The sequence below is a fragment of the Streptomyces sp. NPDC043908 genome (genome assembly GCF_056435525.1).
Map to the genome: position 1 here is coordinate 45609 of NZ_JBWKEI010000021.1, position 18513 is coordinate 64121.

At 70.8% G+C, this 18513-nt stretch carries 14 protein-coding genes; 6 read left to right on the forward strand and 8 right to left on the reverse strand.

The genetic code is table 11. The annotated features are described in order from the left end of the window. Nucleotides 1-30: 30 nt before the first annotated feature. The 3 genes from AC069K_RS32760 to AC069K_RS32770 all read left to right on the forward strand — a co-directional run bounded on the left by AC069K_RS32760 (nt 31) and on the right by AC069K_RS32770 (nt 2633). Entirely contained in the window at nt 31-234 is a 204-nt protein-coding gene (locus AC069K_RS32760; RefSeq protein WP_003967102.1) for a cold-shock protein, read from the forward strand. Between the two features lie 136 nt (nt 235-370). Beyond that, entirely contained in the window at nt 371-1384 is a 1014-nt protein-coding gene (locus tag AC069K_RS32765; protein WP_478622221.1) for an AraC family transcriptional regulator, read from the forward strand. Nucleotides 1385-1469: 85 nt separating this feature from the next. Beyond that, complete coding sequence (locus tag AC069K_RS32770; protein WP_478622222.1) at nt 1470-2633, forward strand: lipase family protein; 1164 nt, start codon at nt 1470-1472, stop codon at nt 2631-2633. Here AC069K_RS32770 and AC069K_RS32775 read toward each other — a convergent pair. Further along, nucleotides 2630-3040, reverse strand: a complete 411-nt coding sequence (locus AC069K_RS32775; protein WP_365107429.1) for an ATP-binding protein — start codon at nt 3038-3040, stop codon at nt 2630-2632. The genes AC069K_RS32770 and AC069K_RS32775 overlap by 4 nt on opposite strands. Nucleotides 3041-3163: 123 nt before the next feature. Between AC069K_RS32775 and AC069K_RS32780 the strand changes: the two genes are divergently transcribed. Both AC069K_RS32780 and AC069K_RS32785 read left to right on the forward strand, forming a co-directional pair. Continuing rightward, complete coding sequence (locus AC069K_RS32780; protein WP_478622225.1) at nt 3164-3997, forward strand: helix-turn-helix domain-containing protein; 834 nt, start codon at nt 3164-3166, stop codon at nt 3995-3997. Beyond that, entirely contained in the window at nt 3994-4221 is a 228-nt protein-coding gene (locus AC069K_RS32785; protein WP_478622227.1) for a DUF397 domain-containing protein, read from the forward strand. The genes AC069K_RS32780 and AC069K_RS32785 overlap by 4 nt, the downstream gene beginning before the upstream one ends. A 77-nt stretch (nt 4222-4298) precedes the next feature. Here AC069K_RS32785 and AC069K_RS32790 read toward each other — a convergent pair whose 3' ends face one another. Further along, nucleotides 4299-4661 carry a hypothetical protein gene (locus AC069K_RS32790; RefSeq protein ID WP_358832705.1) on the reverse strand — a complete coding sequence of 121 codons (363 nt, stop codon included), beginning with the start codon at nt 4659-4661 and terminating at the stop codon, nt 4299-4301. Beyond that, entirely contained in the window at nt 4658-11173 is a 6516-nt protein-coding gene (locus AC069K_RS32795) for an RHS repeat domain-containing protein (protein WP_478622229.1), read from the reverse strand. Before AC069K_RS32795 ends, AC069K_RS32790 begins: the two co-directional genes overlap by 4 nt. Before the next feature lie 308 nt (nt 11174-11481). Here AC069K_RS32795 and AC069K_RS32800 point away from each other — a divergent pair, with 308 nt between their 5' ends. Further along, on the forward strand, nt 11482-15093 hold the full coding sequence (locus AC069K_RS32800) for a ricin-type beta-trefoil lectin domain protein (RefSeq protein WP_478622231.1): 3612 nt from the start codon (nt 11482-11484) through the stop codon (nt 15091-15093). A 97-nt stretch (nt 15094-15190) separates the two neighbouring features. Here AC069K_RS32800 and AC069K_RS32805 read toward each other — a convergent pair whose 3' ends face one another. The 5 genes from AC069K_RS32805 to AC069K_RS32825 form a co-directional block, all read right to left on the reverse strand. After that, nucleotides 15191-15850: a TetR/AcrR family transcriptional regulator gene (locus AC069K_RS32805; protein ID WP_365107414.1), complete on the reverse strand. Its 660-nt coding sequence runs from the start codon at nt 15848-15850 to the stop codon at nt 15191-15193. Between the two features lie 58 nt (nt 15851-15908). Continuing rightward, on the reverse strand, nt 15909-16205 hold the full coding sequence (locus AC069K_RS32810; RefSeq protein WP_358832709.1) for a DUF4229 domain-containing protein: 297 nt from the start codon (nt 16203-16205) through the stop codon (nt 15909-15911). 61 nt (nt 16206-16266) lie between these two features. After that, nucleotides 16267-16791, reverse strand: a complete 525-nt coding sequence (locus tag AC069K_RS32815; protein ID WP_478622234.1) for an N-acetyltransferase family protein — start codon at nt 16789-16791, stop codon at nt 16267-16269. A 4-nt stretch (nt 16792-16795) separates the two neighbouring features. Beyond that, nucleotides 16796-17974 (reverse strand): aminofutalosine synthase MqnE, encoded by a 1179-nt coding sequence (gene mqnE, locus AC069K_RS32820; protein ID WP_365107409.1) that lies wholly within the window; start codon nt 17972-17974, stop codon nt 16796-16798. Between the two features lie 54 nt (nt 17975-18028). Beyond that, nucleotides 18029-18478 carry an Lrp/AsnC family transcriptional regulator gene (locus tag AC069K_RS32825; RefSeq protein ID WP_067160265.1) on the reverse strand — a complete coding sequence of 150 codons (450 nt, stop codon included), beginning with the start codon at nt 18476-18478 and terminating at the stop codon, nt 18029-18031. Nucleotides 18479-18513: the final 35 nt, after the last annotated feature.

Genomic DNA, 18513 nt, shown 5'->3' on the forward strand with positions numbered 1-18513 from the left:
CAGGGCAACCCTTTGGCCCAAGGAGGGCTTATGGCTACCGGAACCGTCAAGTGGTTCAACGCTGAAAAGGGCTTCGGCTTCATCGCCCAGGACGGCGGCGGCCCGGATGTCTTCGTCCACTACTCCGCGATCAACGCGTCTGGCTTCCGCTCCCTCGAGGAGAACCAGGTCGTGAACTTCGACGTCACGCAGGGCCCGAAGGGCCCGCAGGCGGAGAACGTCACCCCGGCCTAGTTGCCCGGGTCGGCGATCGCTGACTAGCAGCAGTACCCAAGGAGCCCTTCCCCGTACGGCGACGTACGGGGAAGGGCTCCTGCCTTTCCCGTACGGCCCGCTGACCGCGCCGCCCGATCCCGCTACGGTCTCGGCCATGGGCAAGGGGACGGTCACCGTGCACCATGTGCGCGCCGTGCTGCGCGGCGCCGAGCGGCGGGGCATCGACACCGTGCCGCTGCTCCAGGCCGCCGGCATCCCGCCGCTGCTGCTCGGCGACGACCGGGCGCGGGTCACGCCCGACCAGTTCGCGCTGCTGTTCCGGGCGCTGTACCGGGCGACCGAGGACGAGTTCCTGGGGCTCGGCACGGCCCCGAGCCGCCCCGGCACGTTCGCCATGATGTGCTGCGCGGCGCTGGGCTGCCGCGATCTGGGCGGGGCGATGCGGCGCGGGATCACGTTCTACGGGCTGTTCCCCGGCGGGCCCCGGCTCGCCCTCACCACGGACGCCGAAGACGCCGTCCTGGCCGTCCACGGCGACCTCGGCGGGCGGGACGACGACCACTTCCTCACCGAGTGCCTGCTGATCATCACGCACCGGCTGTGCAGCTGGCTGATCGGCCGCCGCATCCCGCTCCTGCGGGCGGTGTTCGCCTATCCGCCACCCCCGCACCGGGACGAGTACCCGTCGCTCTTCGGCTGCCCCGTCCGGTTCGGCCGGGCGCGGACGGAGGCGGTGTTCGACGCGCGCTGGCTGACCGCGCCGCTCGTCCGGGACGAGGCGGCCCTTGAGCGGATGCTGCGGCGCTCCCCCTTCGAGCTGCTGAGCCGCCGGGCGTACGGGACGACGGTGGCCGAGCAGGTCCACCGCGACCTCGCCCGCGCGCTGCACACCTCGCCCCGGCTGCCGACGCTGGACGAGACGGCGGCCCGGCTCGCCCTCTCCCCCGCCACCCTGCGGCGCCGCCTCCAGCGGGAGGGCACCTCCTTCCAGCGGCTCAAGGACGCGGTGCGGCGGGACGCGGCGATCGCGGGTCTCGCCGGGGGGCGCGAGCCCATCGCGGAGCTCGCGGCCCGGCTCGGGTTCTCCGAGGACACCGCCTTCCACCGGGCGTTCCGCCGCTGGACGGGGACGACGCCGGGTGCGTATCGGCTGGGCCAGGGAAGCTGAGCGGTACGGTCAGCCCCGTACCTACCGGTCAGTCACTACGGTCTCCCCAACCGCACCGCCCCCCACGACCGTTGGGAGTGCCGCAATGTCCCTCCGCACGAGAGTCGCCGGTGCGCTCGCCGCCGGACTCCTCCTCTCCGCAGCCGCCCCGACCGCGTTCGCGGCGGCCGACGACACGGCCGCCCCCGCCGCCCGTCCGGGCGATGTCGTCAGCTCCGCGCCCACCGCGTTCCACCCGCTGCCGGGCCAGTGGACCAACACCAGGGCGTGGCACATCACCTACCGCTCCACCACCGCCACCGGCGGCCCCAACGTCGTGTCCGGCACGGTGATCGTGCCCAACGACGGCCGCACCGGGCAGCGCCCGCTCGTCACGTACGCCGTCGGCACGGTCGGCCTGGGCGACTCGTGCGCCCCCAGCGCGAACTTCCCGTACGGGACGGCCGTCGAGGCCACGCTGATCAACCAGATCGTGCAGCGCGGCTGGGCGGTCGCGGTGACCGACTACGAGGGCCTGGGCACGCCGGGGGACCACACGTACACGGTCGGCCGGGCCGAGGGCACGGCCATGCTCGACGCGGCCCGCGCCGCCCAGCGCCTGGGCATCCCCGGCGTCTCCGCCGACTCCCCCGTCGGGATCATGGGCTACTCCCAGGGCGGCCAGGCGAGCAGCTGGGCGGCCGAGCTGCACGACTCCTACGCCCCCGACCTCAAGGTCAAGGGCACCGCCACCGGCGGGGTCCCGGCCGACCTCATGAAGGTCGCCCGCTCCAACGACGGCGGCCTCGGCTCCGGCCTGATCTTCATGGCGGCGGCGGGCCAGGACGCGGCCTTCCCCGAGCTGGGGCTCGACGCGTACCTGAACCCCGCCGGGCAGAAGCTCGTCGACTACTTCCGGACGAACTGCGTCGCCGTCGACACCGTCGTCGGCTCCTTCAAGAAGATCACCGACCTGACGGTCAGGAACCCGCTGGAACAGCCGGACTGGCAGGCCCGCCTGGGCGAGTCCCGCCTCGGAACCCACGCCCCGGACGCGCCGGTGTACCTCTACCACGGCTCGGTGGACGAGCTCATCCCGTACGAGGTGGGGAAGGGGCTGCGGGCCGACTGGTGCGAGCGGGGCGCGAACGTCTCCTGGCACACGCTCCCGCTCCTCGGCCACATCGGCGGAGTGACGGTCGGCGCGCTGCCCGCCGCCGACTGGCTGGCCGACCGCTTCGCCGGGCGCGCGCCGGTGGGCAACTGCTAGCACCCCACCTCCGCCCACACCGTCTTGCCCGGCGGGCGCTCCTCCACGCCCCACGCCCTCGCCAGCGCCTCGACCAGCAGCAGCCCGCGCCCGGACTCGGCCTCACCGGCCGGTTCCGGGCGCAGTGGCCGGCGCACGGCCCTGGTGTCGGTCACCTCGATGCGGAGTACCGTGCCGAGTACGAGCCGGAGTTCGCACGCGTGCCCCGGTACGTGCCCGTGCAGCACCGCGTTCGCGGCCAGCTCGGCGACGATCAGGGCGGCCCGGTCGGAGCGCTCGCTCCCGTGCGGGATGCCCCACGCGTCCAACTGCCCGAGCGCCAGTTTCCGCGCACTGCTGGCGCCCCGCCGCGTACTGCTGAAGCTCCGCGCGAACTCGACCGTGGGGGTGGTGATTTGGGGATTCATGTCACCGAGCGTGACGAGATGTGCGTACGCTGAACAAGGGGTGTCGCCCCGACCCCGGCCTTTCTGTACGGGTACGGCGAGAGCCCTGTACGAGTCGTCGCCCGTGACCCTCTGGAGGCGTGCATGGAGGACGACGACGGCCTCACCTCGGAGCTGTTCATCGCCGTGGGTGAGCAACTGAAGGTGCTGCGGGTCCGGGCCGGGCTGACCCAGAAGGAGTTCGGCCGGATCGTCGGCTACACGGAGAGCCAGATCTCCGCGATGGAGCGGGGCGTACGGATCACCCAGCCGGACTTCCTCGACAAGGCGGACGACGTCCTGAACGCGGGGGGTGTGCTGCGGGCTGCGCGGAAGGCGATCGAGAGCGTTCAGGCGCGCGGCCGGGTGCGCCATCCGGGTTGGTACCGGAACTACGCCATGGTGGAGGCCGAGGCCATCGAGCTGCACCACTACGGCACCCAGGCGGTGCACGGCCTGCTTCAGACCGAGGCCTACGCGCGGGCACTGTTCACGCAGCGACGCCCCCTGCTGAGCGACGAGACCATCGAGAAGCGCGTCGCCGACCGCCTCGCCCGCCAGGAAGTGCTCCACGCCTGGCCGTCACCGACGTTCAGCTTCGTGTTCCAGGAGGTTGTCCTGCAACACCCCATCGGTGGACGCACCGTATGGAGGGAGCAGCTTCAGCAGCTCCTGCGCATCGCCCAGATGCGAACTGTCGAGCTTCAGATCATGCCCACCGATCGCGAGGACTGCCCCGGCATCGACGGCCCGTTCACGCTGCTCACCACCAAGAAGGGGCAGCCGGTTGCGTACACCGAGATCCAGGGGCACCCTCGGTTGATCACGGATCCGGAAGAGGTCCGCGTCATCATCACCCGCTATGGGATCATCCGGGCGCAGGCTCTCACGCCCCGGGAGTCGCTGGCCCTGATCGAGAAGATGCTGGGAGACGCATGAACTGGTTCAAGAGCAGCTACAGCGGCGCCGAGGGCGGGGACTGCATAGAAGTCGCCTACGACTGGCGCAAGTCGAGTCACAGCGGCGCCGAAGGCGGCGAATGCGTCGAGGTCGCCGCACACCCCTCCGCCGTCCACATCCGGGACTCCAAGGTCACCCCGGGCCCGGAGATCACCGTCGTGCCCCACGCCTGGGCCGCGTTCGTCTCGTACGCCGCGCGGTAACCACCGGCACGGCGAAGGGCCCGGCACCGTGACCGGTGCCGGGCCCCCCTCACACGTACTGCCTCACACGTACTGCCTCACACCGCCAGCAGCTCCGGCTTCGGCATCAGTGCCGTCGCGAAGACCACCTGGGTGAGGAGCATGATCCCGAACAGCGCTCCCCCGCCGCCCAGTGCCAGTGGCAGCACCGGCATGAGCAGCAGGAACACGGCCGCCGTGCGGAAGCCGCCCGGCGTTCCGTACCTCTTGAGCAGGCCCAGGAGGAGCAGCAGGAACAGCGAGACCGCCGCGACGAACAGCATCAGACCGATGCCGTCGGCCAGCTGCTCCGGGAAGGAGAGCGTGCCGCGCGGGGTCAGCGCCATGGCCAGGAACCAGCCGATCGCGCAGACCGGTACGTACCTCGCCGCGCAGCGCGGGAACCAGGGTGCGTGGGTCACTTCGGCGGATCCTTCAGGCATTGGGCGGAGTTCCAGTACCGCATGTCCTTGTTGCCGTACCAGGGCATCGAGTCCAGACCGGACACGTTGTCCATCCGGTCGTGGGCCACGACCAGCGGCTTCTGCGCCCGACGGTACTGGACGACCTCCATGTCCGGGTAATGGTCTCCCTTCCTGGTCACGGTCACCGAGCCCTTGTTGGCGGCGATCGTCACATGCGTGTCGACGGAGAACAGCGACATCAGACTGTTCACCCCCGCTATGCCTAGGTCGAGCTTGGACGAGTTCGAGTGGTACTTGCCGAGGAAGTTGTAGTTCACGATGTTCCGGCCGGTCACGCTCTCCGAGGGATAGTCGTTGAACGACATGGGGAACGCCGGGATCATCCTCGACGGGGACTCGATGTCGTAGCCGGGACCGCTCTGGCCCGCCTGGCCGAGCAGGTACGACGAGACGTGCTTGGTCGACGGCTTGGTGTGGGACGGCGAGATCTTGAAGGTCACGTCACCCGTGGCCGTGTCCCAGAACAGGACCATGCGGTAGGCCGCGTCCGGGTCGGTCGAGTACTCGCGGTTGTCGCCGAGCAGCTGGTAGCCCAGGCCCGGGATCTTCATCGCGTCCTTGGTGTGGATGAAGAACCGCATCATGATGATGCCCCGGTCGGGACCCTTGCCGACGTTGAAGTGGCCGAACTGGGTGCCCTTCTCTCCGTGCGACCACATCGCCCGCAGGACCCGTGCGTAGGCGGATGCCTTGGCCCGGTGCGCGACCTTGTGCACGATGCGGCGGATGACCTTCTTGATCCGGTGGATGACCCGCTTCACCGCGTGCTTGATCTTCTTGATGATGTGGCCGATGTGGAACTCGCCGCTCGGGTCGCTGTCGGTGACCGGCGAGTTGTTGGCGTAGGCGTACCCGTTGATCTGCTGCGGGTCGGTGAGGTCCATGACCGGGTCCACCGAGGCGAACCGGCCGTTGGCCGCGTCGTACTCACGGGCGCCCATGTGCGTGAGGCCCGTGGACTTGTCGGTGACGCCGCCCACGAAGCCGTGGTCGCCCGGCCAGCCCTTCTGCGGCTGGGTGCCGCGCGGGGTGCCGAACGGGCCGGAGGCGCGCCGGGTGACCGACAGGGTCACCGAGTCGACCGCCACCTCGTCGGTGCCCTGGGCGTCGCTGAGCAGGTAGGTGACCGAGCCGTCCGAACCCCGTGCCACGGTCGTGTTGCCCGCCGAGTAGTAGCGGACACCGCTGACCGTGTTGTCGGCCTTGTTCAGCGTCAGCTCCTCGGCGCCCAGGTACAGGGTCACCGAGCCCGGTTCCCGGCGCAGCAGGCGGGAGCCGTCCGCGTCGTAGAGGAACGTGGAGGTCCGGCCGTCGATCGTGGAGGAGGCGAGGTTGCCCTCGGCGTCCCAGATCAGCTGCTGGTCACCGGCCGAGGTGACCCGGCGGGTGGTGTTGCCGGAGGCGTCGTACTCGAACGCGTCGGTGCGCGCCCCGGGTCCGGTGATGTCGACCTTGTCCATGCCGTGCGGACGGGTCTCGCCCGGCTGCGGGTAGGAGTAGCCGCGCCGGACGTCCTTGGCGGTGTCGCCGGTGACGTCGTGCTGGACCTCGGCGGCCCGGTTGCCGACCGTGTCGTAGGTGTACGAGTACCAGTACGGGTCGACGCCGCCCACCTTGGGGCGCACGTCCGTCGACGGCTTCAGCGCGCAGTCGTCGGTGCCGGTCCACGCGTGCGAGAGCCGCGCCGCGAAGTCGTACGTGAAGCACTGCGTGTCGGTGACGGACTTGTCGTCGCGGTCGTCGCGGATACGGGTGATGTTGCCGGCCGGGTCGTAGCTGTAGACCTTGCTGTCGATGGTCTGCGGGGCCTGCGACTCGCGGTCGTTGACCACGCTGCTGAGCCGGTGCGTGTCCTCCTCGTAGGTGTACGTCTGGACCGTGCGTCCGCCGACCGCGCCGAGCACGGTCTGCAGGAGCTCCCCGGAGGGCGCGTACTGGGTGCCCAGCGAGTACACGTCCGTGCCGTTGCCGACCGTGGTCGGCAGGCCGTAGTCGGTGTACCCCTGGCGGACGGTCTCCGCGGGGAGCCCGCCGCCGGCCGGGAAGGTGGTGGTGTTGGCCAGGCCCGTGGTCGGCGTGTAGGTCGAGCCGAACTCGTAGGTGCCCTGGAGCTTGCCCTCGGCGGCCGGAACCGTGATCACCGAGCCGGTGGCCCGGCCCGAGGCGTCATAGCCCTTGACGGCCGTGGTGTAGGCGTTGCCGTTGTCCCAGCGGGTCGAGGAGCTGAGCATCTTCTTGCCGCCGGCCAGCGTGTCGTACGTCCACTCGGCGAGCTTGGGGCCGGTGACGCTGTCCTTGCGCAGGCTGGTGGGGCGGCCGAGCTCGTCGTAGGTGTACGCGAGAACCGTGCCCCGGGCGTCCTTGGTCGTCTCCGTCTTGCCGTCGGGCGTGAACGTCGTGGAGACGGCGCCCTTGTCCGGGTCGGAGGAGGTGACCTGGCGGCCGCGCAGGTCGAAGGTGGCCGACCAGGTGTTGCCCGCCGCGTCGACCAGCTTCGTGAGCCGGTCGGCGGTGTCGTAGGTGTACTTCAGCGCCTCGTACTTGTCATCGCTCGCGCCGATGACCGGGTTGCGGTCCTTGTACTGGCGCAGCTCGACCGGCTTGTCGTGGGCGTTGCTGACCACCAGCGTGGCGGCCGCGCCGCTCGGCGGGAGGGTCGCCGTCCAGTTGCCGCCGTAGGTGGTGGTCGTGCGCCACCGCTCGGTGCCCTTGGTGAGCGCGATGGCGGCGGTGGCGCGGCCCATGCCGTCGAACTCGGTCACGGTCTGCGCCGGGACCTGGCTGTCGGGGACCGCGAAGACGGCCGTCGCGACCGGCTGGTCGTTGTAGTACTCGGCGTTGTCCTTGTAGGTGCGGCCCTGGCTGTCGTAGAAGCTGTCCGTGATCAGCCGGCCCGTGCCGCCGTACGCGTCGGTCTGCGTCTGGCGCTTGCGCAGCAGACCGTCGTAGAGCGTCACCGCCTTGCGGTACTTGCCGCTCTCGAGCAGCGTGTTGGAGGTGACGGTGCTCGGACCGCTCTCGCCCCGCACCTGGTAGGAGAAGGTGACGTCGGCCGCGGCGGGCTTGGTCCGTCCCGGCTTCCAGGCGGCGGAGAGCTGCCCGAGCGCGTCGTACTCCTGGCTGGTGACCCGGCCGTTGGCGTCGGTCGCCTTCAGCGTGAGGCCGCGCAGCCCGTCGAGCTCGACGCTGGTGGTGTACCCCTTGTTGTCGGTGGTCACCACCTGGGTGGGCTGGACACCGGTGGCCGGGGTGTACGCGGTCAGGGTCTTGGCCCCGGCCGCGTCGGTGGTCTGCGTCATCCGCCCGTACGCGTCGTAGAGCGCGGTGGAGGTGGTGACGTACACCGGCAGACCGGCGCTGTAGTGGTCCAGCTCCTCGATCCTGGACGCCATCGCCTTGCCCGCGACGGGGGCGGCGCCGTACGCGCTGGTGTCGTACGTGGTGCGGGTCTCGCCGGTGACCGTGGCCGCCGAGGGGGCCGTGCCGCAGCCGGTGGAGCTCTTCTGCTCGGAGGCGATGTAGGAGATCAGATAGTTGGTGGTGTCGGGGGTGACGTAGGTGGTGCGGGTGCACTGCTCGTCACCGCTGACAGCGATGTCGCCCTCGTCCGAGGAGGTCAGGGTCTGGCCGTAGGCGTCGAAGGTGTCCGTCGAACGCGTGGTCTGCCAGCTCCCGTCGTCCATCAGGGACCGGCCGGTGGTGGTCTCGGTGTCCGTCTGGTAGGCGTGCAGGTCGGTGGTGCCCGGACGGGTCTGGGTCGCGGTCAGCTTCGACCACGGCTTCTCCACCGACGACTCGACGATTCTGCCGCCGTCCTTGTCGTAGCCGACGCTCTCCAGCTCCTGGCCGCTGTACTGCTCGGCGTCGGTGTACAGGGTGCCGAAGGAGTCGGCCACCTGGGCGCCGTCGATGCCCCGCAGGTACGTCGCCTCCGACAGCGTCTTGTTGGTCGTCCCGGTCCGGGTGCGCACCTTGCCGTAGCCGCGGTAGTCGCTGTACGTGCGGTGCTTGTCGAGGGTGAACTCGCTGGTGTCCTTGGCCCAGGCGATCCCGCCCAGGTACTCGTACTCGGTCACCTCCGAGTCGGTTCCCGCGACCTTGTCGTCCTCGGTCACCTTGGTCACCACGTACTTGTGGAACCAGTCCTTCACCGGCGTGCTGCCGCCCTCGGGCGTCCACCAGTTCGGGTAGCAGCGCTTGGTGTTGGTCGCCTCGTCCGGCGGGCTCGCGTAGGCGCACTCGGTCGGCGAGTACGAGACGAGGGTGTCGCCGCCGTACTCCGAGCTGATGCGCGTGATGCGGTACTTGTTCAGCGGCGGACGGCCCTCGGAGGCGTCCACGCGGTTGGGCATCAGGGTGCCGCCGAAGGTCACCGACGGCTTGGACAGCGGGGTGCCGCCCGCCTTGCCGGTGTGGGTGATCGAGTCGAGCCACAGCCCGTTGCCGCCGGTGTCACCGGTGCCGGGGAAGCTCTGCCCGAACGCCCAGGTGTCGATGTCGGCGTAGGTGGTGCCCTTGAGCACCTGGGTGGTGACCGAGGTCAGCCGCTTCTTCGACCAGAACGACGGCGAGCCGTTGAGGCAGTCCGCGCCGAACACGCAGACCTCGTCGACCGGGGTGTCCGGCCAGTTGGAGGCGTGCGCCTTGTCGAAGGCGCAGTCGGTGGCGGTGCCCAGGCAGCGGTCGCCCATGGCGAAGTTCACCTTGGCCGAGGGCTGGGCCGTGTACACCGATCCGGCGCGGTGGCCGTACTCGATGTGGTCCAGGTAACCGCCGCGCGTGTAGGACGCGTCCGCCTTGGGCTTGGTGGTCGTGGAGCCGCCGGAGTTCTTGGCGTAGGCGTTCTTCTCCTGGGTGTAGAAGAGTGCCATCGCGTTGCCGTGCGGGTCGACCACGTAGTCGAGGTTCCAGCGCCAGCCCTGGTTGCGGACCGAGTCCGTGAAGGCGGTGGCGTGGCCCGGCTCGTTGGTGTGGTTGCCGTAGACCGGGACGGTGTAGGCGGAGCCGGTCTCGGTCTTGCCGGAGGCCCAGCCGGGGAGGCGGTTCTTGCCGAACCAGTACTGGGTGCCGTCGAGCGTGGTCACCTTCCAGTACTCGTTGTCGTCGTCACCGTTGTTGGTGTCGGTGGCGGTGCCCTTGATCCGCTGGATGCGCGAGCCGTCGTCCTCGGCCGGCCGCCACACGTCCCCGGTGCCCGTCCTGACCAGCGCGGTCGAGGAGCCGTTCAGGGACATCATGGCGTTGTCCGAGCGCCAGCACAGGTCACCGGACTTGGCCGGGGCGTTGGTGCCCGTGCCGTTGTCGTCCTTGCAGGCCATGTACTGCCGCTCGATGAAGCCCATCTCCATCCGCCAGCCCTCGCCGAGCGCGGAGGGCTGATTGTTGCTGGAGGCGGTGCGGCCGTCGATGCCCGAGGAGGAGTAGCCGAGGGCGAGCTTGGGGCTCAGGTCCCCGGGAACGGGCGGCATCTGGAGCGGGTACTCCCAGGAGAAGCCGCCCTCGTTGCCGCCCGCGCTCCAGCTCCCGGACGGGGCGAGCGAGGTCGCCTTGAAGTCGCCGTTGGCCCCGTCGGGGGTGGCGGTGGCGGCCAGGACGGTGAAGGCGGCCCCCGCTGTGGGCATACGTTCCGCAAGGGCGGAACGGGTGGGCACAGCGGACCCACGGCGTGCAGCCGCTCCACCCGCACCAGCCACAGCGGCGTCCGGCGCCACATCGATCTCGGCCGTCAGCTTGCCCGTCATCGCGTCGTTGTGCGAAGCCAGCGGCGTCACCCCCCGGCACTCGGCCCTCTCGGGCGTCGTCAGCGCACACGCGGGCAGCCGCACGAGCCGCAGCCGGGTCGCCCAGTCCGCCCCGTAGGCCCCCCGGAAGGCGGTGTAGTCGAGCTGTACGGAGGCGCGGCCCGCCGTGGTCCCGCGGTCGTCACGGGCGACGCCGAGCACGACCCCGTCCAGGCCCAGACGGTCCGCCGCCTTGCGGTCCCCCATCCGTACCCGCACCTTGGCGGGCGCCCCGGCCGCGGCCGGACCCGCGGCGGAGGCGGCGCCCTTGGCCGTCTTCGGCGCGAGCGGCGCGATCCCGACCGGGCTGCCCGGCGCGGCCGCGTGACGCGATCCGGCCACGCTGCGGCCCGCCGCGCTCTTTGCCAACGCATCGGGTGCGACCCGGCTCAGGTCGACCTCGCTGTCCCCGGCCGCGGGCCAGGTCACCTTCGGCGCCCGCCAGGGCCGCTTCGCGGTCTCGCTCGTGGCGGCCGAACCGCCCTTGCCCAGCTCGGAGCCGGGAACGGAGGCCGTCTTCTGCACCGAACGCAGGGAGAAGTCGACCTTTCCCGCCGCCGCCGCGACGCTCGGCAGCAGCGTGACCAGCACCGCGCTCGCCGTGAGCGCGCCGAGCGCCGCCGTGGCGCGCCGGCGTCTGGCTCCTCCCGAGTCCTCGTCGTATCTCAAAGTCCCCGCCCGTGAACGACTCACTGGAAGTCTCCAACTCTCCGTATTCAGCTCAAAAGGCGCCCCAAGTCAGGGGCGCCTCGGGGAACTTAACACCATGGAATTTCCGGGCGGAAGAACAATTCGCACGGTGAACACCGCAGTTGAGGGGGGAGGTAACGAGAGGAGAACGATCCCCGAAACATACGCACGCAAAGGCCCTGCCAAGGGTGCGAACAGGCCAGTTCGGACGTTATTCCGGCGTTACGCTCCCGCTCTGCAAGCAGCATTAACTGATACGAGGGTGGGGTTTGGTGAGGGGACATCACATGCGCCGCGGCAGACGGCTGCCGGCCGCGCTGATGGCAGCCGCGCTCGGCGCGGGGGGCCTTGCTCAACTGGCCGCGGCACACGCGGCATTTGCGGACGAGATCACCGGCAGCGGTACGCAGAGCCGGACAAGTGCACATGGAATCAATGATTCCGCGGCTGAAATCAACACTTCCGGAATTACCGGCTCCGGAAGCTCCACTTCCGGAGCCGGTAATTCCGGCAACCGGGCGTCCGCCGCCGAGGCCGAGGCCCGCGCCCAGGCGAAGCGGACCGGCCGCCAGGTCGAGATCCTGGACCGCCGCGACGAGATGTCACAGGTGCTGGCCAACCCGGACGGGTCGCTCACCATGCGCCAGTACGTCCGCCCCGCCTTCGCCCGGGTCGGCGGCGCCTGGCGCGCGGCCGACGCCACGCTGAAGCAGGGCGCCGACGGCCGGTACGCCCCGGCCGCCGCCACCTTCGGCATCTCCTTCTCCGGCGGCGGCACCGGCCCGCTCGCCACGATGACCAAGGACGGCAGGGCCCTCTCGGTCTCCTGGCCGGACGCGCTGCCGCAGCCCCGCGTCGAGGGCGACACGGCCCTCTACCCCGAGGTGCTGCCCGGCGTCGACCTCACCCTGCGCGCCGACGTCGACGGCTTCGCCCAGCACCTGGTCGTCAAGGACCGCGAGGCCGCCGCCAACCCGCGCCTGACCGAGCTCTCGCTCGCCCTGCGTCTGGCGGGCGCGCGCCTGAAGGCGGACGCCCGGGGCAATCTGACGGCCACCGACACCCGCTCCGGCGCCCGGCTCTTCACCGCCCCCGCGCCCACCATGTGGGACTCCTCGCACCTGCCGAAGCAGGCGGCCGCCCAGCTGGCCCGCGGCGCGCGCCCGGCCACCGAGACCGGGCCCCCCGCGCTCGTCCCGATGGGCACCGAGGTCGACGGCGACCACCTGCGGATCACTCCGGACGCGGCGATGCTGAAGAACCCGAAGACGGTCTTCCCGGTCGTCATCGACCCCGTCTTCTCCGGCGGCGGCCGCAACAACTGGGCGATGGCGTACAAGCAGTCGGGCAACTCCACGATCGCCAACACCGCGTACTGGAACGGCGGCACCTTCAGCGACAAGATCGCGCGCCTGGGCCACGAGACGTCGACGAACGGCACCGCCCGCTCGTACTTCCAGCTGAACACCAAGGGCCTGGCCGGATCGAAGATCATCTCGGCCACCTTCAACGTCTTCAACAGCTACTCCTGGTCCTGCACCAAGACCCCGGTCGAGCTGGGCCTGACCGGCCCCATCTCCACCGCGACCACCTGGAACAACCAGCCCGCCTGGAAGCAGACCCTCCAGGAGAAGACGTTCGCGCACGGCTGGTCCTCGACCCAGTGCGCCGCGGCCGGCGAGGACTTCGACGCCGCCGCGATCAAGACCGCGGTGCAGGCCGTCGCGGACAGCGGCGCCACCGACATGACCCTCGGCCTGCGCTCGCGCGCCGACTTCGAGGGCAACGAGCAGAGCTGGAAGAAGTTCCAGAACGACCCCAGCCTGGAGATCACCTACAACTCGCCGCCCAAGGTGGACTCCTCGGGCGCCTTCCAGGGCTCCTGGGCGCCCGGCGCCGACGGCCTGCTGCCGATCGCCTGCTCCACCGACCCGGCCGCCTTCCCCGTCGTCGGCAACGACGGCCTCACCCTCACCGCCAAGGTCTCCGACCCGGAGGGCGGCCAGATCACCGGCGCCTTCCAGCTCAAGGACTACGACACCGGCGCGGTCATCGCCTCGCCCATCTCGACCGTGACCGCGGGCGGCACCGCCCAGGCCCGGATCGACGCCTCCCTGCTCGCCACCGGCAAGCGCTACACCTGGACCGTCCAGTCCCGTGACGGCCTGGACACCTCGGCGTGGACCACGGCGTGCGGGCTCGGCGTGGACAAGGCCGCGCCCGCCCAGCCCACCGTGGCCGCCACCGACGGGCACGCGCTGGACGTGGCGGAGGTGCCCGCGCGCACCGACCGTACGGTCAGGTTCGCCTCCACCGACCAGGGCGGCGTGGACGGCTTCTGCTACTCGCTCAACCAGCCCCTGTCGGTCTCCGGTCTGCGGTGCCCGAGCGGTACGTATGTGAAGGCGGCCGCCGACGGCACCGCCACGGTGACCGTGAAGCCCAGCCTGTGGCCCAACAACCGGCTGCACGTCCAGGCGTACGACAAGGCGGGCAACTCCTCCGCCTACGGCGGCGGTTCGGCGCCCACCGACACCACCCTGATCGCCACCGACCGGCCCGCGTTCGTGCACGACGCGGCCGGGCGGGTCCACGGCGACCTGCCGGGCGACCTCGACGGCGACGGCCAGGTCGACCTGCTGGCCACCGCCTCCGACGGCACCCTGCGGCTGCTGAGCGGCCAGGGCGACGGCACCCTGAAGGCGCCGCGCACCCTCGCCTCGGGCGGCTGGAACGGCGTGCGCGTGGCCCACCGCGGTGACTTCATCGCCGCCACCGACGGCCAGACCATGGACGGGTACGAGGACTTCTTCGTCAAGGTCGGCAACAAGCTCTACCTGTACCCCGGCGACGGCAACGGGATGCCGCTCACCACCCAGCGCAAGGAGCTGCTGCGGCCCACCGGCAAGGACAACGGCCCGCTGACCGGCCCCGGCGGCCTCTGCCTGGACGTGAAGTCCGCGAGCAGCGCCAACGGCACCCCGCTCCAGATCTACACCTGCAACGCCACCGCCGCCCAGGACTTCCAGCTCACCGGGGGCGCCCTGAAGGTGCTCGGCAAGTGCGCGGCGGTCGCGGGCACCGACCTCGCCTCCGCGGTCCAGCTCGCCGACTGCGACGGCAGCCCGGCCCAGCAGTGGCTCGACCGCGGTGACGGCTCCCTGCTCAACCAGGGCTCGGGCCGCTGCCTGGACACGGCGGCCGGCGCGGTCGTCAGGAGCACCCCGGTGCAGATCCTGAACTGCCGTACCACCGCCACCCAGGACTGGGTGGTCCCCGGCACCTGGGCGGGCACCGGCCAGATCCTCACTCCGCGCGACGCCGACGGCATGCCCGGCTCCGACCTCATCGTCCAGGAGGGCGAGGGGATGTGGCTGTACTCCGGCACCGCCGAGGGCCCGCTCGCGGCCGAGCCCGGCTCGTACAAGCTGCTCCCCGCCAAGCAGTTCGGCTTCACCTCCTGGGACCGCTTCGACTTCACCTCGCCCGGTGACGTCAACGGCGACGGCATCCCCGACCTGCTCGGCCGCCACGTCACCACGGACCCGGCCCACGCCGACTACGGCAAGCTGTACCTGTACCCGGGCACCCGCGCCACGGACACCTCGGGCAACTCCACGTACGGCGTCGGCGCCCGCACGGTCTACGGCCCGAACTCCTGGCAGTCGACGAACATCCCGTTCTTCGCGGGCGCGGGCAACGCGCAGGGCACGGTCGTGGACACCGGCACGTACCTGAAGTTCGAGCCGACGGCGGGCCAGGAGACCCCCGACTTCTGGGCGGTCTTCAAGGCGGCCCCCGGCGGCCTGCGCTTCTACCCCGGCACCCCGACGACGCACGGCACGTCGACGGTCGTGGGGGACGCGGCGCTGGTGCAGAACGTGGTGGGCCTGTTCTGAGCCCCCACACCCCCTGAAACGCGGCAGCGCCCGCCCCCGGAGGACCGGGGGCGGGCGCTGCCGCGTCGGCACACCGCCCCGGGATCCCCCCGCATCCTCACCGCCCCGGCCCCCAGCGCTCCCCCCGCATCAGCCTGTCCAGCCCCATCCAGGCGAAGTTCATCAGTGTCGCCGCCGCCTCCTTCGCCGAGGCGTCCTCCGTCTCGTTGGCCCAGCCCGCCAAGGACTCCGCCGCGCCCACCAGGGCCTCGGCCAGGGCGGCCACGTCGTGGGCGGCCAGGTCGGGGGTGTCGTGGGCCTCCCGGGCCGCGGCGCCTATCAGGGCCGTCACGAACGCCACGATCTCCTCGCGCATCACCGCGACCTCGGCGGCGAACGGCTCGCCGTGGGTGCGGGCCTGGCGGTGCAGGACCGCCCAGCCGTCCGGGTGTTCGGCGGTGTGGCGGAAGAAGGCCCGCAGCCCGGCCCACAGCTGGGCGTCGGGGGGCAGGCCCGGCTCGGTGCCGGCGCGTACCGCGTCCACGAGAGCACGCGCCTCGCGCCGGATCACGGCGGTGAAGAGGTCTTCCTTGGAGTTGAGGTAGAGGTAGACCAGCGGCTTGGAGACCCCGGCCAGCTCGGCGATCTCGTCCATGGAGGCGGCCCGGTACCCGAACCGCGCGAAGGTCCGTACGGCCGCGTCCAGCATCTGCCGCTCGCGCACGGCCCGCGGCATCCGCCGGCCCCTGCCCGAACCCGCGTCCCCATCCGCACCCATCAGTCCGTATCCTCCCGGGCCGCCGTCCTGCTCCCGGGCAAGGGTACGTGCGGGGCGGCTACTGGACCGCGCCGTCCTCCTGGCTGCGGTTGGCCTCCAGGCGGGCCTTGGCCGACTCCACCTTGGTGACGATCTGCGCGGACATCTCGTCGCGCTGCTTGCGCAGCAGCACGAAGCTGAGCGGCGCGGAGAGGACCAGGGCGAGCAGCACGACCCAGATGGCGTTGGCGTCGCCGAGACCCGAGGGCACGATCTCGAAGTGCACCAGCAGGGCGACGAACACCAGGCAGGCGACGAAGACGGCGACGCGCATCGCGGTGTACCGGACGGTGGCGCTCGGCTTGGCGATGTTCACGGCTGACCTTCTCTCTCGTACGGCGACCCTGCCCGACCAGTGAAGCACGTCCGTTATTCGATCAATTCAGCGGGAGCAGCATGGTGATGTCGTCGCGGTCGTCCCCGTCCGCGACCCGGATCGCGTCCGGCACCCGGCCGACCTCCTTGTAGCCGCAGGAGGCGTAGAAGCGCTCCAGGCCAAGACCGCCCCGGCAGGTCAGGCGGACCGCCTCGATCCCGTCCAGCGAGCGGGCGGCGCCGGCCAGCGCCGCCATGAGGTCGCGGCCGTGGCCGCGGCCCTGGTGGGCGGGGTGCACCATGACGGTGTACGCCCAGATCCAGTGCCGCATCAGCCGGTGCGTGTTGTGCACCAGGAACGCGGCCGCGGCGACGGCCCCGTCCTCGTCGAGACCGACGAGCAGCCGTATTCGGCCCTCGGCCATCCCGACGAGGTGGCGCACCAGCTCGGCCCGGACGTCCTCGACGGCCACCGGAGGCACGAACCCGACCGCGCCCCCGGCCTCCGACACGTCCACCCACAGCGCGAGGAGGCCCTCGCGCAGCTCACGGGTGAGGGGCGGGTCGAGCGTGAACGTCAGCGCCACGGAATCAGATCCGCATCGCCTGCGGCGACTCGCGCAGCGCCGGGTCCGGCCCGTCGTACTCGCGGATGATCTCGTAGCGGGTGTTGCGCTCCACCGGGCGGAACCCGGCCTCGCGGATCAGGTCGAGGAGGTCGTCACGGGTCAGCTTGTTGGGCGTGCCGTAGTTGTCCGCGTCGTGCGTGATCTTGTACTCGACGACCGAGCCGTCCATGTCGTCCGCGCCGAACTGGAGCGCGAGCTGGGTGGTCTGGACGCCGTGCATGACCCAGAAGCACTTCACGTGCGGCACGTTGTCGAAGAGCAGCCGCGAGACGGCGAAGGTCTTCAGGGCCTCCGCGCCGGTCGCCATCGTGGTGCGCGCCTGGAGCCTGTTGCGGACCTTGCCGTCCTGCATGTCCACGAAGTCGTGCTGGTAGCGCAGCGGGATGAAGACCTGGAAGCCACCGGTCTCGTCCTGGAGCTCACGCAGCCGCAGCACGTGGTCGACGCGGTGGCGGGGCTCCTCGATGTGCCCGTACAGCATCGTCGCCGGGGTCTTGAGACCCTTCTCATGGGCGAGGCGGTGGATGCGCGACCAGTCCTCCCAGTGGGTGTCGTGGTCGACGATGTGCTGGCGGACCTCCCAGTCGAAGATCTCCGCGCCGCCGCCGGTGAGCGATTCGAGGCCCGCCTCGATCAGCTCGTCGAGGATCTCGGACGCGGTCAGCCCCGAGATCGTCTCGAAGTGGTGGATCTCCGTCGCCGTGAACGCCTTGAGGCCGACGTCCGGCAGGGCCTCCTTGAGGGCCTTGAGCGAACGCGGGTAGTAGCGCCAGGGCAGCGTCGGGTGGAGCCCGTTGACGATGTGCAGCTCGGTGAGGTTCTCGCTCTCCATCGCCTTGGCAAGGCGGACGGCCTCCTCGATGCGCATCGTGTACGCGTCCTTCTCGCCCGGCTTGCGCTGGAACGAGCAGTACGCGCAGGACGCGGTGCACACGTTCGTCATGTTGAGGTGGCGGTTGACGTTGAAGTGGACGACGTCACCGTTCTTGCGGGTGCGCACCTCGTGCGCGAGGCCGCCGAGCCAGGCCAGGTCGTCCGACTCGTAGAGCGCGACGCCGTCCTCGCGGGACAGCCGCTCGCCGGCCCGGACCTTCGCCTCCAGCTCGCGCTTGAAGCCCACATCCGTGATCGATGCGGTCATGCGGCGGCCTCCCAATGTCTTGCGTACAAAACCACCACCACGGTACGCCCCCCTCTATTCGGGCAGCTCTCCGACCCGGTTCTCCCACTTGGTGGAGAGCACGATGGTCGTACGGGTGCGCGAGACGCCCTTGGTGGAGCCCAGGCGCCGGATGGTCTTCTCCAGACCGTCCACGTCGGAGGCGCGGATCTTGAGCATGTACGAGTCGTCGCCGGCGATGAACCAGCAGTCCTCGATCTCCTCCAGGTCGCGCAGCCGGCGGGCGACGTCCTCGTGGTCGGCCGCGTCGGAGAGCGAGATGCCGATGAGGGCGGTCACCCCGAGGCCGAGCGAGGCGGCGTTGACGGTGGCGCGGTAGCCGGTGATGACGCCCGCCGCCTCCAGGCGGTTGATGCGGTCGGTGACGCTGGGCCCGGAGAGACCGACGAGCCGGCCGAGTTCGGCGTACGAGGCCCTGCCGTTCTCCCGCAGAGCCTGGATGAGCTGCCTGTCCACGGCGTCCATATGCCTGAAGCCTTCCATTATTCAGCAATACCGCG

Excerpts from the sequence above, each read along its gene's own strand:
- AC069K_RS32825 (WP_067160265.1), bottom strand. The coding sequence starts at position 18,478 with ATGGACGCCGTGGACAGGCAGCTCATCCAGGCTCTGCGGGAGAACGGC.
- AC069K_RS32775 (WP_365107429.1), bottom strand. The coding sequence starts at position 3,040 with ATGAATCCCCAAATCACCACCCCCACGGTCGAGTTCGCGCGGAGCTTC.
- AC069K_RS32780 (WP_478622225.1), top strand. The coding sequence starts at position 3,164 with ATGGAGGACGACGACGGCCTCACCTCGGAGCTGTTCATCGCCGTGGGT.
- AC069K_RS32765 (WP_478622221.1), top strand. The coding sequence starts at position 371 with ATGGGCAAGGGGACGGTCACCGTGCACCATGTGCGCGCCGTGCTGCGC.
- AC069K_RS32760 (WP_003967102.1), top strand. The coding sequence starts at position 31 with ATGGCTACCGGAACCGTCAAGTGGTTCAACGCTGAAAAGGGCTTCGGC.
- AC069K_RS32805 (WP_365107414.1), bottom strand. The coding sequence starts at position 15,850 with ATGGGTGCGGATGGGGACGCGGGTTCGGGCAGGGGCCGGCGGATGCCG.
- AC069K_RS32800 (WP_478622231.1), top strand. The coding sequence starts at position 11,482 with ATGCGCCGCGGCAGACGGCTGCCGGCCGCGCTGATGGCAGCCGCGCTC.
- mqnE (WP_365107409.1), bottom strand. The coding sequence starts at position 17,974 with ATGACCGCATCGATCACGGATGTGGGCTTCAAGCGCGAGCTGGAGGCG.
- AC069K_RS32770 (WP_478622222.1), top strand. The coding sequence starts at position 1,470 with ATGTCCCTCCGCACGAGAGTCGCCGGTGCGCTCGCCGCCGGACTCCTC.
- AC069K_RS32785 (WP_478622227.1), top strand. The coding sequence starts at position 3,994 with ATGAACTGGTTCAAGAGCAGCTACAGCGGCGCCGAGGGCGGGGACTGC.